The following is a 14,654-nucleotide window of genomic DNA, read 5'->3' on the forward strand; positions in this document are numbered from 1 at the left end:
GGTCCATACTAGTCAGCAGCTCAACCCTGATCGCCGCCGGCGACGGGCAGCACGGTCCCGGTGATGTACGACGCCTCGTCGGAAGCGAGAAAGCAGATGGCGGCCGCCTGCTCGTCGAGCGTGCCGTACCGGTGCATCGACGACGACGCGATCGTCTGGTCGATGTGGGCCTGATACCACTGTGACTCGATCTCGTTGCGCGGCTCCGGTGTACCGCGTGAGATCCGACGCGGCGGTGCCTCGGTGCCTCCCGGCGCCGTGGCGACCACTCGGATGCCGTCGTCGGCGTACTCCATCGCCAGTGACGCGGTCAACGCGTTCACCGCCCCCTTCGCCGCCGAGTACGGGATCCGGTGAATGCCTCGCGTCGCCGCCGAGGAGACGTTGACGATCACCCCGCCCCCGGCGCGTGTCATCGACGGCAGGACCGCCCGGCACGCGTACAGCGTCGTCATCAGCGACCGGTCGATCTCGGCCCGAATCTGCTCCTCGGTGAACTCGACGAACGGTTTGAAGTTGATGGCGCCGCCCACGTTGTTGATCAGCACATCCACCCGACCGTACGTGGACAACGCCTGCCGGATCACCGACTCGGCGCCGCCGAAACCCTCCAGGTCGGCGATGGCGGCTGCCGCGCCGGGACCGTTCGCGTCGAGATCGCGGGACACCTCGGCGACCAGTTTCGACCGGTCGGCGAGGACGACCCTGCCGCCCTCGGCGCTGATTCGCCGGGCGGTCTGCTCGCCGATCCCCTGTGCGGCACCGGTGATGACGACGACCTTGCCGGCGAACCGGCCCGGGGTGACGAAACGCGGTCGACGCGAGACCGATTCGTCGGCCATCGCTCGGCGCATGGTCTGCTTCGACCGGTCGGCATGCGCGGCGATCAGTGCCCGTGCCGCGTCGTGGTCCCCGGCCTCGAACGCCGAGACGATATCGATGTGGTCCTGGGCGCACAACGGGTGACACCAGGTCGCGTTCCGTAGCACCTCACTCATGCGGCCCTTGACGCCGAGCGCCTTGTAGGCCTCGAGCAGGTGATCGTTACCGGTCTGGGCGAAGAGGTAGTCGTGGAACGCGGCGTTGGTCTCGGTGTACTCCGCGGCATCGACGAAGCGATCACCGTCCACGTACGGCACCGTGGCGTCGGCGAGCAGACGGTAACCGGCCAGCTGTTGCGTGGACAAGCGCCCGAACGTCAGCTCGAGTGCGCCCAGTTCCAGTGCGGCCCGGGCCTCGAACAGGGCATCCGACTCGTGGATCGCCGGATGCTCCTCGCCGATCTGGTAGCCCTGCGAACCGACGACTGCCGGTCCCGCGACGGTGTCCCCGACGGTGGGCGTTTCGGTCGGCACCTCGGGCACCGCTGCGTGCAGCGGTTCCAGGCTCGACGACGCGAACACCTCCTGACCGGCGATCGACCGTGCCGGACCCGCCGGATGCGACGCCGTCGGTCGCAGCAACCCCGCATCGGAGTCCAGTCCGCGGTCATCGGATTCGCTGTGCCACACGACCTGTCCAGCGATCCGGACCAGTGAATCGTCGCCGGCGACCGACGGACGTGCACCCGACCAGGCCGCCATGTCTGCGGCCGGGAGAGTCTGCTGTCCGGCGATAGACCGGGCGTTCGCGGCCACGATGATCGGGTCGTCGGCGTCCGGCGCGGACGAGTCGGACGCCGCGGTAGTCACCCGGGCGGTTTCGTCGGTGAGCACCTCGGTCTCGTCGACTGTGCCGTCGTCGGCACCGGCCTCCGGACGCGCCGCGAGCGCGAACTTCTCGTAGTAGAAGCCCGTCGGCGCGATGCCGGCCTGGGCGACGTGCTTGCGGACCGACTCCACCATCGGCGGCGGACCGCACAGGTAGATCGCGACATCCCCGTCGTAGAGGTGGGCCGGCTCGATCAGGCTCATCACGTAGCCCTTGTTGACCGCGGAACTGGCCGGGTCCGAGACACAGTGGTCCCACGTCAGACCGGGCAGCTTCTCGGCGAAGAACTCGACCTCGTCGAGGGCGACCAGATCGGTGTCGGTGGACACCCCGTAGATGAGGTGGACTTTTCGACGGCTGTTGTCGGCGTGCAGCTTCCGCAACATCGACAGGATCGGCGCAAGGCCGGTGCCGCCGGCCAGCAGCAGCACGGGGCGGGTGGCCTCGCGCAGGAAGAACGATCCGTGCGGACCGGTGAACGCGATCTCCTCGCCGCGGGCGGCGCGGTCGGTCAGGTAGGTCGACATCGCGCCGCCGGGACTCAGCTTGATGAGGAAGACGAGACGGTCCTCGTGCGGGCCGTTGGCAAACGAGTACGACCGGGACACCGGGGTGCCCTCGCCGTCGTCGCTGCCGGGGATCTCGATGTTGACGTACTGTCCGGGCAGGAACGCCAGCTCCCCGCGGTTCTCGATCCGGACCTCGAGACGCATGGTCGAGTCCGAGAGTCGATCGAGTTCGACGATGGTGCCGGTGAATCGGGACGCCTGGGTCTTGGCGACATCGGAGGTCGCCGGGATCTGCAGCACGAGATCGGACTTGGGTTTCATGCAACAGGGGAGCGCATAGCCCGCGGCGGACTCATCGTCGGAGAGCGCGTCCTCGATGTACACCCCGCCGTCGAAATCGCCGGATTCGCAGAACGACTTACACGTTCCACAGGCCCCGTCGCGGCAGTCCAGCGGGATGTTGATCCGCTGACGGTAGGAGGCGTCGGCGACGGTCTGGTCCTCGCGGCACGAGATGAACCGCGTGACACCGTCTTCGAAGGACAGCGCCACCTGATGGATGGTGGCCTCGCCGTCGGGGGTTCGCAGGTCGGCGCCGACGCCGTTGTCGGTGGTGACAGTCATGGACGGGTCCTAGAAGTGGTAGATGTCCACCACGTGGTGGATGTAGTCGTTCTTCAGCACTATTGTCTTGCGCCGGATCAACGGCTGCTCGCCGGAGAAGTCGATCGTGTAGAAGGAGGTCCCGTAGTACGGGTCGACCGTGTTGTACCGGAAATACATGGTGTGCCAGTTGAACCGGACGTCGACGAGATCACCGCGCCGTTCGATGACCTCGACGTTGCCGATGTTGTGGCTCGTCCGGGGTTCGGGCAGTGAGGTCGCCGACGACCGCTCGGTGCGGATGCGGAAGACCCGGTCCTCGAGGCCGCCCTTGTTGCCGTAGTAGATCAGCGAGATCTCGCGGTGCGGGTTCTCGGTGAGACGATCACGGTCGTCCCAGGCCGGCATCCAGTACACGACGTCGTCGGCGTAGCAGTCGAGCCACTTCTCGAATTCGCGGTCGTCGAGGTAGCGGGCCTCGCGGTACAGGAACTGCTCGATCATGTTCTGGGTGATGAGCTTTCCGCCGGTGGATATGCCCGACCCAGCGGGATCGACAGCGGCGGAATTGGTCTCAGCGGTGGTCATGGTGCTCTCCTTCAGGGCGGTGGGCTGGGCGGCGGTCTACTGGGCTGGGGCCGCTGCTTGTTCGGCCGCCGCCTCTTCCTTCGCGGCAGCTGCGCGCATCCGCTCGAGCCAGTAACCGTGCTGGACCGGGTAGAGCCCCTCGTCCTCGTTCTTGACGCCGGCCGAGATGACCCCGGTCATGCCCAGCGATTCGGCGACGGGATCGGGACCGGTGAGCCAGTGCTCGGCACCGCGGCTCATGTCGTTCCACGGCGCGGCCTGCGCCCGGAACGTGAGCTGGCACGACCGGAACTCCTCGAGGTCGTCGGGAGTCGCCATCCCGGACGCGTTGAAGAAGTCCTCGTACTGGCGGATGCGGTGAGCCCGCGCGGAGTCGCTCTCACCCTTGGGCGCGATGCAGTAGATCGTCACCTCGGTCTTGTCCGGCGCGATCGGACGGAAGTGGCGGATCTGCGTCGAGAACTGGTCCATCAGATAGACATTCGGGTACAAACACAGGTTGCGCGACCCCTTCACCATGAACTCGCCCTTGGCGTCGCCGTGGATCTCCTTGAGCTCGTCCATCTTGTCCCACAGCGGCCGGTCCTGAGGGTTGGCGGCCCAGGTCCACAGGCACAGGTGGCCGTTCGGGTACGACCAGTAACCGCCCCCGGACTTGCCCCACCCGCCGGCGTCGAGCGCCTTGGTGTCGTTCGTCGACTCGCCGGTGCCGCGTCGCGATGTGGTGGCAGCGTAATTCCAGTGGGTGGCGGTGACGTGGTAACCGTCGGCGCCGTTCTCCGCCTGGACCTTCCAGTTGCCGTCGTAGGTGTAGGTCGACGCGCCGCGGAGCACCTCGAGGCCGTCCGGCGACTGGTCGACGAGCATGTCGATGATCAGTCGGGTGTCGCCGAGATGCTCCCCTAGCGAGGCGACGTCCTCGTTGAGGCTGCCGAACAGGAAGCCGCGGTAACTGTCGAAGCGGGCGACCTTGGTCAGGTTGTGCGAGCCGTCGACGTCGAAGGTGTCGGGGTAACCGGCCCCATCGGGATCCTTGACCTTCAGAAGGGTCCCGTCGTTGCGGAACGTCCAACCGTGGAACGGGCAGGTCAGGGTCATCCGGTTGTCGGTCTTGCGCCGGCAGATCATCGCGCCGCGGTGCGCACAGGCGTTGATCAGGCAGTGCAACTCGCCGTTCTTGTCGCGGGTGATGACGACGGGCTGCCGGCCGATGTAGGTGGTGAAGTAGTCGCCAGGTTCGGGGACCTGGCTCTCGTGTGCGAGATAGATCCAGTTGCCCTCGAAGATGTGCTTCATCTCCAACTCGAAGATGTCCTCATCGGTGAAGATCCGCCGGTTGGCGCGGTAGACACCGGCGTCTCGGTCGTCGACGACCGCGTCGTCGAGGACCGAGTTCACATGATTCAAGTGTTCCGATACGGACGCGGTCATGGTCGTAAACCTCCAGGAAGTGGGCTGCTCTCTGCACTGTGGCAGCACGTGGTGGCGATCACACCCGGGTAATTGCCAGTCCTGTCCAAGCAGCCTATTGATCAATGGCGTCAATCAATTGCCGCAATTTGTGTCTTTGTCATGTATGGATCGACGCTCTACCGTGAGACGTGTCCGCGGTCACAACCGCGGTGTCGATCAGTACGAGACGAGGCGGGTCATGGAGCTACGGCACTTGCGGTACTTCGCCGCCGTGGCCGACACCTGTCATTTCGGGCAGGCAGCGGAGTCGTTGCACGTGGCACAGCCCGCGCTGTCGTACGCAATCCGCCAGCTCGAGGCCGAGCTCGACGTCACCCTGTTCACGCGGACCACCCGTCAGGTGTCGCTCACCCCGGCCGGGCAGTACCTCAGGGCCCAGGCCGAGCGAATTCTCGCCGGCGTGGACGAAGCCGTGGACGGCGTGCGTCGGATCGCCGCCGGCCGCAGCGGCCTCGTCCGGGTCGGTATCACCGGTATTGCCGCGTTCTCCCATCTGCCGCGCATCGCGCGGGTCGTCAAGCGGGAGTTGCCCGATGTGGATCTTCGTATCCAGTCCGACATGCTCACGCCGGGCCAGTGCGACGCCCTGCGCGCCGGCACCCTCGACCTCGGGATCCTGCGCCCGCCGGCGATCGGGGAGCACATCGACACGACGGTCATCGATGTCGAGCCGATGGTTCTCGCGGTGTCGGTCGATCACCGACTGGCCGCCGAGCCCGTGGTCTCCGTCGCCGACCTCCGCCACGAGCCGTTCGTGCTGTACGACAGCCGGGACTCGGCCGTCAACGACGCCGCGATACGGACATGTCGCGCAGCGGGTTTCGTTCCCCACCGGGCGCACCAGGCGCCGGGTACCGCGGTGCTGCTGGCCCTGGTCGCCGCCGGGCTGGGGGTCGCCCTGCTCCCGGCCTCGGTGCGGTCACTTCCGCTCGACGGTTTGGTGGTGCGCGACCTCGTCGATGCCGACACCGTCGAGGTGGCACTCGCCTGGCGATCGGGTTCCGACGACCCGGTCGTCACCGCGGTCGCCGACGTCATCGCCGCTGCCTTCGCCGATTCCGCCTTCGCCCGTTCCGCCGCCGCAGAGTCGCGCGACACCCAGCTTGCCGACCACCGTTCCGTGAGGACCCGACTGGGTGCTCGATCTGGAGAGAAACCGTGAAAATCACCGCCGTAGAGGCGATTCCGTTCACCATCCCGTACGTGAAGCCGCTGAGGTTCGCCTCCGGCGAGGTGCACGCCGCGACCCACGTGCTGGTCCGGGTGCACACCGACGCCGGCGTGGTCGGCGTCGCCGAGGCGCCGCCCCGCCCGTTCACCTACGGCGAGACCCAGGACGGCATCATCGCCGTGATCAAGGGCGTCTTCGCGCCCGCGGTCGTCGGCCTCACCTTGCTCGAGCGTGAGGTGGTCGCCGCCCGGATGGCTCGCACGGTCGGCAACCCGGCCGCGAAATCCGCTGTGGACATGGCGATCTGGGATGCGCTGGGCAAGGTCCTGGGGTTGCCCGTGGGGGACATGCTCGGCGGTTACACCGACCGGATGCGCGTCAGTCACATGCTCGGTTTCGCAGAGCCGGCCGCGATGGTCGCCGAAGCCGAGAAGATGGTCGACATCTACGGGATCCGCACCTTCAAGGTGAAGGTCGGACGTCACCCGGCATCCCTCGACACCGCGGTCGTCCGCGCGCTCCGCGAGCGGTTCGGCAGCGACGTCGACCTCTACGTCGACGGCAATCGGGGCTGGACCGCAGCCGAGTCGGCGCGAGCCATGCGGGAGATGGCCGACCTCGATCTGCTGTTCGCCGAAGAGCTCTGCGACGCAGCCGATGTGCTCGGTCGCCGGTGGCTGGTCGAACAGCTGCCGGTGCCGTTCATCGCCGACGAATCGGTGCCCACGCCAGCCGACGTCACCCGCGAGATCCTCGGCCGGTCGGCGACCGCCGTCAGCATCAAGACCGCGCGGTCGGGTTTCACCACCTCACGCCGCACGCATCACCTCGCCGAGGGGTTGGGCGTCCCGGTCGTCATGGGCAACCAGATCGACGGACAGATCGGGACGGCGTGCACGCTCGCCTTCGGCAGCGCCTTCGAGCTGACCTCGCGCTACGCGGGTGAGCTGTCGAACTTCCTGGACATGAGCGACGACCTGCTGACCGAGCCGTTGCAGATCCGCGATGGCCACCTGCACCGTTCGACCGCGCCGGGCATCGGTTTCGAGATCGATCCGGACAAGCTCGACCGCTATCGCACCGACAACTAGACCCGCACGCCCACGACACGTCTCGTGGCCGCGAACCCAGTAGCAAGGAGAAGAACATGACCACCACCGAGCATCCCCAGGAAGTCGCCACCGCCGCGGCGTCCGGCGCCTCCGCCACCGAGCGGTTCCACGCGGACAAGTCTCCGTTCGAGGCAGTGAAGGACACTGCGCCGGAACGTGTCTCGACCCTCATCAACGAGGTCCTCGCAGGCGTGCACGAGGTGATCCGGAAGCACAAGGTGACCTACGACGAGTACAACGCGCTCAAGGCGTGGCTCATCAACGTCGGTGAGGACGGCGAGTGGCCGCTGTTCCTCGACGTCTGGGTGGAGCACGTCGTCGAGGACGTCGCGACCTCGCATCGTCAGGGCAACAAGGGCAGCATCGAAGGCCCGTACTACGTCCCGGACGCTCCGGAACTCGGCGCCAAGGGCACTCTGCCCATGCGGGACAACGAGCCCGGCGATCCGTTGGTGTGGACCGGCCAGGTCCGGTCGTGCGACGGCACCCCCCTCGCCGGCGCCACTGTCGAACTCTGGCACGCCGACGACGACGGCTTCTACTCGCAGTTCGCGCCGGGAATTCCGGAGTGGAATCTGCGCGGCACCTTCACCGCCGATGACGAGGGCCGCTTCGAGATCACCACCATCCGGCCCGCGCCGTACATGATCCCGACCGATGGCTCGTGCGGGAAGATGATCTCCGCGGCCGGCTGGCACCCGTGGCGCCCCGCGCACCTGCACCTCAAGGTCTCGGCACCGGGCCACGAGCAGCTCACCGCACAGCTGTACTTCCCGGGCGACCCGCACAACGATGACGACGTCGCCAGCGCCGTCAAGCCCGAACTGGTGCTCGACCCGCAAGACGACGGCCAGGGCGGCTTCACCGTCTCCTACGACTTCGTGCTGGACCCGGCGAAGTAATGCTGTTCCACGTGCGGATGGACGTCTCCATTCCCGACGACCTCGACCCCGACCTGCGGGCCGACACGGTCGCACGGGAGAAGGCGTACTCGCAGGATCTACAACGCGCCGGCAAGTGGCCGCACATCTGGCGGATCGTCGGGGAGTACTCCAACTACTCGATCTTCGACGTCGAGTCGAACGACGAACTGCACACCCTGCTGTCAGGTCTGCCGCTGTTCCCGTACATGCGGATCAAGGTCACCCCACTGGCGACCCATCCTTCCGATATCAACGGCTGAGCCGCTGCTCCTCGAGAGCGAGCCCCATCCTGCTCCTTGAGGTGCGAGCGAGCCCACCCATCTGCTCCCTGAGGTGCGAGCGAAGCGAGCCTCGAAGGGCCGGCGAGTCAACTCACCAGCCCTTCGAGGCTCGTCGCTTTCGCTCCTCGCACCTCAGGGGGCAGGGGGTGTTGCTTTCGCTCCTCGCGCCTCAGGAGGCAGGCGGCGCCGATCGCAGCGTGAGGATCGTGATCTCCGGCGGCGTGAGGACACGGACCGGCGGGCCCCAGGCGCCGGCGCCGCGGGTGGTGTAGATCGTGGTGTTCCCGATCTGGTCGAGCCCGGTGATCGTCGGCTGCTGGGCACGGACGAGGTAGCGGATGGGCCAGAGCTGGCCGCCGTGCGTGTGCCCGGACAGCTGGAGGTCGACACCCAGATCCGATGCCTCGACGGCCTGCTTGGGCTGGTGGGCGAGGAGCAGGGTGAAGTCTTCGGGAGACGTTCCCGCCAACGCCGCCGGGAGGTCGGGCTCGTACGGTTCGGGGGCGGTGGCGTCGTGGACGCCGGCAAGTGTGATGGTCGCGCCGTCTACCTCGATGGGCGCTCGTGCGTTGCGCAGCGTGCGCACGCCGAATTCCTCCCAGACGTCGAGCCACCGACCACCGTCGTCGGCGTAGTACTCGTGGTTGCCGCTCACACCGAAGACCCCGAGAGGCGCATCCAGATCCGCGAGGGGTTCGAGGGTGTCGCGGACGTTCGGGATGGTGCCGTCGGTGAGGTCGCCGACGAGGACGACGAGATCCGGCTCCTGCTCGTTGACGTCGTCGACGACGCGCTGGGTGAACGACGCGTCACGGGCCGGGCCGACGTGCAGGTCGGAGATCACCGCGATGCGCGTTCCGTCGAACTGCGGCGGCAGGCTCGCGAACGTGGCGTCGATGTCGACGACCTGGGGGCGAGATGCTTCCCACACCCCGTAGCCGGTGACCCCGAGCGCGACCACCACGACCGCGGCCGTGGCGACCCGGAGCTTGCTGAGCCGACGGGCCGCGAACGAGGGGTTGTCCTGCACTCCGGATCGACGTCGCCGGATCCAGCGGACGATGTGTGCGGCGAACGACACGAGGCCCACCACCGCGAGGCCGAGGAACAGGTAGAAGACGGCGGCGAGCCAGATCAGCCCGATCGTGCCGATGGGCCGCGCCCACGACGGGTCGAGCACCCGTCCGGTGGCGAAGCCGATGAGGGCGAGCGCCCACAGCACGACCAGCGCCACGTCGGCGATGATCGACCAGGGGCGCGGCATCGCGGTCGCGCGGACGATGCGCCGGTGCAGCCAGAAGGTGATGAGTCCGAAGACGACGGCAGGAAACAACGCCACGGGCTGGACTCCTGAGGGTGGTGACGACAGGGCGACGGAGGCCCAGGTGCCCGGTCATGGGCGGATTGCCCCATTCTGCCATCGGTTCGCGTTGGTACCCTCGCCGCTATGGCCGAGGTCCTCATCACCCCGCTCGAGCTGGCCGAGATGCTGCTGGCGACTCCGCCGATCCTGCTGGACGTGCGCTGGCAGCTGGGCGACTTCGATGGTCGGCACGCCTATCGCGAGGGTCACATCCCCGGTGCGGTCTACGTCGACCTCGACTCCGAACTGGCGGCCCCGCCCTCCGGGCCGGTCGGCGGCAGGCATCCGCTGCCCGACGTCGCCGACCTCCAGGAGGCGGCCCGGCGATGGGGGATCGACGACGCCGTCCCGGTGGTGGTCTACGACGACTCCGGCAACCTCGCGGCCGCGCGCGCCTGGTGGCTGCTGCGGTGGGCGGGTGTCGCCGACGTGCGACTTCTCGACGGCGGCCTCGCGGCGTGGCGTGCCGAAGGCCTGCGCACGACGACGGGCGACGGCGGTCGGCCGCGAGCGGGCAACGTGACCCTGAGCCCCGGACACCTGCCGGTCGCGACCATGGACAGCGTCGCGGCCGGGCCGGCACACCTGCTCGACGCCCGGGCCGCCGAACGCTATCGCGGCGACGTCGAACCGGTCGATCCGCGCGCCGGCCACATCCCCGGGGCGATCAGTGTCCCGACGGCGGACAACGTCGACACCTCCGGCCGCTTCCGTCCGGCGGAGGAGCTACGACGCCGGTTCGCAGATGTCGGTATCGACGGCGGGGCCGGCTCCGATGTCGTCGTCTACTGCGGTTCCGGGATCAATGCCGCGCACCAGATCGCGGCGCTTGCCATCACGGGGATCGACGCCGCGCTGTTCCCGGGTTCGTTCTCGCAGTGGTCGTCGAACCCGGAACGGCCGGTCGCCGAGGGCGACCGGCCCTGAGGCGAGAGGAGCGCAAGCCGCACTCTCTGCTCCCTGAGGAGCGCCCGGAGCTTGCGGAGGGCGCGTCACGAAGGGTTTGCCACGCACCTCGCCAGGACCCTTCGAGGCTCGTCGCTTGCGCTCCTCGCAACTCAGGGAGCGGGCGGTGACGCGCGCACGGGTCAGGCCGCGAACACCGACAGTCGGGCGGGTTCTTCGACGACCGAGTAGTGCGTCGCGTCGCCCTGGAGAACCTGGCTCGCCTGACCGTGGACGTCGACGGGCACATCGCCGGCGAGGGTGATGCGGTGCAGTTCACGCTGCTGGTTGCCGAAGTCGGCGATGCCGTAGTGCTGCGTGGCGCGATTGTCCCAGATCGCCACGTCGCCCAGTTTCCAGTTCCACCGGAAGGTGTTCTCCAGCTTGGTGATACGTGCCTGGAGGAGCTGGTAGAGGTCGGCGAACTCGGAACTCTTGAGGCCGCGGAACTCCTTGGCGAAGTGTCCGAGCAGCAGGCTGCGTTCGCCGGTCTCGGGATGGACGCGCACGACGGGGTGCAGCGTCTGGTACTCGGAGCTGGTGAACTCCTTGTAGTGCTCGGCCTTGCGGCTGACGTCGACACCACCCGAGGGCTCCTTCTGGCCGACGTAGTCGTACAGATTGGTGTGGGTGGCCCACAGCTCTTCGGTCAACGCGCGCAGCGGTTTCGGCAGCTGCTCGTAGGCGGCCACCGTCGACGCCCAGGTCGTCGCGCCGCCGTAGCTCGGCAGCGTCACCGCCCGGAGGATGGACGCCTTCGGGATGCGATCGACGAACGTCACATCGGAGTGCCAGCTGTTCGCGGCGCCTTCGATGGTCAGCAGCTGTTCGCCGCGTGAGGTCACCGTCGGATGAGGTGCGGTGGGATCGCCCAGGAGTTCGGCGAACGCGTACTGGCTGTCGTCGTCGAGCTGGTCCTGGCCCTCGAAGACGATCGTCTTGTTGATCGCCAGCGCCAGGCGGATCGCCTCCACCTGCTCCGGGGCGAGGTCGCCGCCGAGCCGCACCTGGCCGATGCGTGCCCCGATGTGCTCGCCGAGCTTGTCGACGGTGATCCCCGCGTCGCGGTAGATCTGCTGAGCTGCCTGCTCGCGCTCGGTCCGGTCCTCGATCTGCGCCAGGGTCATCTCTCATCCTCTTCTCAATGTCGTTCGATGGCAATCGAATTCATCAGACCACCGCGACGGTGGTGCGATCGAGGGAATCGCTCACGGTGATCGGAACGCCTCAGTCCGCCGAGGTCTCCGCGGCGTCGTCGATCTCGCGGCGGACATCGGCCGGAACGCGGGACGTGCTCACCCGGCCCGCAGACCGGTACACCAGGGACCTCGTCGATGCCGTGCCGTTCCCGGACCCGGTCGTGCAACGGGCGCGTCGGGAACGGATTCGATGAGTTTGTCTCAAGCGTCCACCCCGGACCGGGGGTAGATGGTGTGATCGGGTGACCGACGATCCCGGGAGTCGCCATGAGTATTGCCCTGACCGATGACCACGTCGAACTCGCCTCGGTGGTGCGCGAATTCGCCGTCGACCGAAAGGTGCGGGCGCAGGCGCGAGACCGACTCGACGCGCCCGAGGAGGCCAGACCCACGTTCTGGGCGGAGATCGCCGAACTCGGCTGGCTGGGTCTGCACGTCGCCGAGGAGTACGGCGGTTCCGGTTTCGGGATCGCCGAGTTGGTCGTCGTGACAGAGGAATTGGGCCGCGCGGTGGCGCCGGGTCCGTTCCTGCCCACCGTGGTCGCCTCGGCGATCCTGACTCATGCCGACGACGAGACGCGAGCCCGCTGGCTGCGGTCGCTCGTCGACGGCACGGTCACCGCGGGTGTCGCGGTGGTGCCGGGACTGACCGAGGCCGGTGGGGCGGTCTCCGGTCAGGTCGACGCGGTACTCGGCGCACCGCTCGCGGATCTGCTGGTACTCATCGGCGACGACGATGTGCTGGTGGTGGAGTCGTCGGACTCCGGTGTCGAGGTGGGCTCGCACGCCGATCTGGACCCGACCCGATTGTCGGCGCGGGTGTCGCTGTCGAGTGCTGCCGCCGTCCGTCTGCCGAGACTGGCGGCCACCGCGCTGGCGCTCACCCGGACGCTGGTCGCGGCCGAAGCCGTCGGCGGGGCGCGGGACGCGCTGGACGCCGCGGTGGCCTACGCGAAGGTCCGCGAACAGTTCGGCCGGACCATCGGTGCGTTCCAGGCCGTCAAGCACCACTGCGCGAACATGCTCGTCGGCGCGGAGGCCGCCACCGCGGTGGTGTGGGACGCGGCGCGAGCGGCCGACGAGAACGCCGACGCCCTCGGGCTGGTCGCGGCATCGGCGGCCGCGCTGGCACTGCCCACGTACACGACGAACGCCGAGCTGAACATCCAGGTGCACGGCGGCATCGGCTTCACCTGGGAACACGACGCGCACCTGCACCTGCGCCGCGCCACCGTGCTGCAGGCGCTGTTCGGCGGACAACAGCCGGCTCGTGACGTGTACGAGTTCTCCGCAGGCGGCGTCACCCGTGCCAACAGCCTCGACCTCCCACCCGAGGCCGAGGAACTGCGTGCGCGCGTTCGAGCCGACATCGCCGAGATCGCCGGCGTCGGCGAGTCCGCGCTGCGCGAGAAGCTCATCGACACCGGTTACGTCATGCCGCATTGGCCCAGGCCGTGGGGACGCGCCGCGGATTCCGTCGAACAACTCGTCATCGAGGAGGAGATGGCGGCCGCGGGTGTGAAGCGGCCCGATTACAGCATCACCGGGTGGGTCATCCTCACCCTCATCCAGCAGGGCACGCAGGACCAGATCGACCGGTTCGTCCGGCCGGCGCTGCTCGGGGACGAGGTGTGGTGTCAGTTGTTCTCCGAGCCCGGCGCCGGGTCGGACGCGGCGGCGGTCAGCACGAGGGCCACGCGCGTCGACGGCGGATGGCGCATCAACGGCCAGAAGGTCTGGACCAGCGGCGCCCACCTGTGCCGGCGAGGGCTGGCAACGGTGCGGACCGACCCGGAAGCCCCCAAGCACAAGGGCATCACCGCGGTGTTGATCGACATGTCGGCGCCCGGTGTCGAGGTACGTCCGCTGCGGCAGATCACCGGCGGGTCCGAGTTCAACGAGGTGTTCTTCACCGACGTCTTCGTCCCTGACGAAGACGTGGTGGGCACACCGAACGACGGCTGGGCCGTGGCCCGCGCGACCCTCGGCAACGAGCGGGTCAGCATCGGCGGCGGTGCGCCGGGTAGCGACGGTGCGGTCCAACAGATGGTGGCACTCGTCCAGGGCTACGGGGACCGGGTCGAGGGGGCGGCGACGAAGGTCGGTGAGTTCCTCGCCGTCGAGGATGCGCTGCGACTGCTGAATCTGCGTCGTGCCGCCCGATCGGTCGTCGGCGCCGCTCCCGGACCCGAGGGAAATGTGACGAAACTGCTTCTCGCCGAGCATCTCAGCGACCGCGCGCACCTGGCCGCGGAATTGCTCGGACCCGACGTCGCGTTCTCGTCCGGTCCCGGCAAGCTGGCCGGCCTGCTGATCCTCGGTGCCCGCGGGATGTCGATCGCCGGCGGGACGTCGGAGATCACCCGCAACCAGATCGCCGAACGCATCCTCGGCTTGCCGCGCGACCCGCTCATCCGCTGAGCGCCCAGAGCTTGCGGAGGCCACCCCTCTGCTCCCTGCGCAGGGCCCACCTTCTGCTCCCGGCGGAGGGTCACCCCTCTGCTCACCTGCGGAGGGTCACCCTTCTGCTCACCTGCGGAGGGTCACCCTTCTGCTCCCTGAGGAGCGCCCGGAGCTTGCGGAGGGCGCGTCACGAAGGGTCTCGCAACCCGCCTCACCAGGACCCTTCGTGACGCTCGCAAGCTCGCTGCTAGTAATAGCTGGAAGGGCTGGTAACTGGGACATCCTCCTGATGTGGTCATAAGGGGCTTGGTTATCCCAACCACAAAAGGAGGATGTCAATGTCTAAGGCTAGTCGTTTGAGTCGTGGAGACAAG

Annotated in this window: 12 protein-coding genes; 7 read left to right on the forward strand and 5 right to left on the reverse strand. The window is 68.0% G+C overall.

Translation table 11 applies throughout. The features are described 5' to 3' along the window. Positions 1-20: 20 nt before the first annotated feature. From benC to benA, 3 genes are read right to left on the reverse strand one after another with little or no spacing between them, the layout of a single operon-like run. Positions 21-2,843, reverse strand: a complete 2,823-nt coding sequence (gene benC / locus JW364_RS07430; protein WP_205333389.1) for a benzoate 1,2-dioxygenase electron transfer component BenC — start codon at positions 2,841-2,843, stop codon at positions 21-23. A 9-nt stretch (positions 2,844-2,852) separates the two neighbouring features. Then, positions 2,853-3,410, reverse strand: a complete 558-nt coding sequence (gene benB, locus JW364_RS07435) for a benzoate 1,2-dioxygenase small subunit (RefSeq protein ID WP_065632574.1) — start codon at positions 3,408-3,410, stop codon at positions 2,853-2,855. A 36-nt stretch (positions 3,411-3,446) separates the two neighbouring features. Next, entirely contained in the window at positions 3,447-4,841 is a 1,395-nt protein-coding gene (gene benA, locus JW364_RS07440; protein ID WP_205333390.1) for a benzoate 1,2-dioxygenase large subunit, read from the reverse strand. A gap of 220 nt (positions 4,842-5,061) precedes the next feature. Between benA and JW364_RS07445 the strand changes: the two genes are divergently transcribed. From JW364_RS07445 to catC, 4 genes are read left to right on the forward strand one after another with little or no spacing between them, the layout of a single operon-like run. Beyond that, a complete protein-coding gene (locus JW364_RS07445) occupies positions 5,062-6,045 on the forward strand; it encodes a LysR family transcriptional regulator (RefSeq protein WP_205333391.1) in 984 nt (327 codons plus the stop codon). After that, complete coding sequence (locus JW364_RS07450) at positions 6,042-7,145, forward strand: mandelate racemase/muconate lactonizing enzyme family protein (protein WP_205333392.1); 1,104 nt, start codon at positions 6,042-6,044, stop codon at positions 7,143-7,145. Before JW364_RS07445 ends, JW364_RS07450 begins: the two co-directional genes overlap by 4 nt. 56 nt (positions 7,146-7,201) lie before the next feature. Continuing rightward, positions 7,202-8,068, forward strand: coding sequence for a catechol 1,2-dioxygenase (gene catA, locus JW364_RS07455; RefSeq protein WP_205333393.1), 867 nt, complete (start codon positions 7,202-7,204; stop codon positions 8,066-8,068). After that, complete coding sequence (catC, locus tag JW364_RS07460) at positions 8,068-8,349, forward strand: muconolactone Delta-isomerase (RefSeq protein WP_058249761.1); 282 nt, start codon at positions 8,068-8,070, stop codon at positions 8,347-8,349. Before catA ends, catC begins: the two co-directional genes overlap by 1 nt. A 190-nt stretch (positions 8,350-8,539) precedes the next feature. Here catC and JW364_RS07465 read toward each other — a convergent pair whose 3' ends face one another. Beyond that, the gene (locus tag JW364_RS07465) at positions 8,540-9,709 is read right to left on the reverse strand and encodes a metallophosphoesterase (RefSeq protein WP_205333394.1); all 1,170 of its coding nucleotides are present in this window, start codon (positions 9,707-9,709) and stop codon (positions 8,540-8,542) included. Positions 9,710-9,817: 108 nt separating this feature from the next. Between JW364_RS07465 and JW364_RS07470 the strand changes: the two genes are divergently transcribed. Continuing rightward, a complete protein-coding gene (locus tag JW364_RS07470; protein ID WP_205333395.1) occupies positions 9,818-10,660 on the forward strand; it encodes a sulfurtransferase in 843 nt (280 codons plus the stop codon). Positions 10,661-10,821: 161 nt separating this feature from the next. Here the strand turns inward: JW364_RS07470 and JW364_RS07475 are convergent, their stop codons facing one another. Then, positions 10,822-11,805, reverse strand: coding sequence for a TauD/TfdA family dioxygenase (locus tag JW364_RS07475; RefSeq protein WP_068971404.1), 984 nt, complete (start codon positions 11,803-11,805; stop codon positions 10,822-10,824). A 17-nt stretch (positions 11,806-11,822) separates the two neighbouring features. Between JW364_RS07475 and JW364_RS07480 the strand changes: the two genes are divergently transcribed. Both JW364_RS07480 and JW364_RS07485 read left to right on the forward strand, forming a co-directional pair. After that, a complete protein-coding gene (locus tag JW364_RS07480) occupies positions 11,823-12,071 on the forward strand; it encodes a hypothetical protein (RefSeq protein WP_068971403.1) in 249 nt (82 codons plus the stop codon). 73 nt (positions 12,072-12,144) lie between these two features. After that, positions 12,145-14,298 (forward strand): acyl-CoA dehydrogenase, encoded by a 2,154-nt coding sequence (locus JW364_RS07485; RefSeq protein WP_205333396.1) that lies wholly within the window; start codon positions 12,145-12,147, stop codon positions 14,296-14,298. Positions 14,299-14,654: the final 356 nt, after the last annotated feature.

Origin of the sequence: Gordonia sp. BP-119 (assembly GCF_016924115.1) — a bacterium.
GTDB lineage: Bacteria > Actinomycetota > Actinomycetes > Mycobacteriales > Mycobacteriaceae > Gordonia > Gordonia hongkongensis.

Excerpts from the sequence above, each read along its gene's own strand:
- catA (WP_205333393.1), top strand. The coding sequence starts at position 7,202 with ATGACCACCACCGAGCATCCCCAGGAAGTCGCCACCGCCGCGGCGTCC.
- benC (WP_205333389.1), bottom strand. The coding sequence starts at position 2,843 with ATGACTGTCACCACCGACAACGGCGTCGGCGCCGACCTGCGAACCCCC.
- benB (WP_065632574.1), bottom strand. The coding sequence starts at position 3,410 with ATGACCACCGCTGAGACCAATTCCGCCGCTGTCGATCCCGCTGGGTCG.
- JW364_RS07480 (WP_068971403.1), top strand. The coding sequence starts at position 11,823 with ATGTCGTTCGATGGCAATCGAATTCATCAGACCACCGCGACGGTGGTG.
- JW364_RS07475 (WP_068971404.1), bottom strand. The coding sequence starts at position 11,805 with ATGACCCTGGCGCAGATCGAGGACCGGACCGAGCGCGAGCAGGCAGCT.
- benA (WP_205333390.1), bottom strand. The coding sequence starts at position 4,841 with ATGACCGCGTCCGTATCGGAACACTTGAATCATGTGAACTCGGTCCTC.
- JW364_RS07470 (WP_205333395.1), top strand. The coding sequence starts at position 9,818 with ATGGCCGAGGTCCTCATCACCCCGCTCGAGCTGGCCGAGATGCTGCTG.
- catC (WP_058249761.1), top strand. The coding sequence starts at position 8,068 with ATGCTGTTCCACGTGCGGATGGACGTCTCCATTCCCGACGACCTCGAC.
- JW364_RS07485 (WP_205333396.1), top strand. The coding sequence starts at position 12,145 with ATGAGTATTGCCCTGACCGATGACCACGTCGAACTCGCCTCGGTGGTG.
- JW364_RS07445 (WP_205333391.1), top strand. The coding sequence starts at position 5,062 with ATGGAGCTACGGCACTTGCGGTACTTCGCCGCCGTGGCCGACACCTGT.